General features: G+C 59.1%; 1 protein-coding gene and 1 pseudogene. Both read right to left on the bottom strand.

From position 1 onward, the window contains the following. Window positions 1-69, bottom strand: a 69-nt coding sequence (locus BST44_RS31275; protein ID WP_244184984.1) for a hypothetical protein, incomplete at its 3' end; no start/stop codon positions are given. 52 nt (window positions 70-121) lie between these two features. Further along, window positions 122-232, bottom strand: a pseudogene (locus BST44_RS30020) (2-keto-4-pentenoate hydratase); the annotation flags it as partial.

Raw genomic sequence — 232 nt, 5'->3', positions numbered from 1 at the left:
CAACTTGTACAGCAGGTCAGTACTGATATTGCCCGACCCGACAATGGCCACACTCGCCTTAGCCGGCATGACGCTCCTTTGCGAAGCTCTCGATATTTAAGTCCGACGATTTAATTCGAGACTATTCGAACGACAACTGGACAGAACCCAGGCCCGCGAACTCCGCGACGAACTCGTCGCCGGCGTGCGCGTCGATCGCGCGCGTGCACGATCCCGGCAGCACCAGGTCGCC

This window comes from Mycobacterium scrofulaceum, from assembly GCF_002086735.1.
GTDB classification, from domain to species: domain Bacteria; phylum Actinomycetota; class Actinomycetes; order Mycobacteriales; family Mycobacteriaceae; genus Mycobacterium; species Mycobacterium scrofulaceum.
The sequence above is the reverse complement of the archived record's forward strand: the minus strand, read 5'-3'. Positions and strand labels throughout refer to the sequence as shown.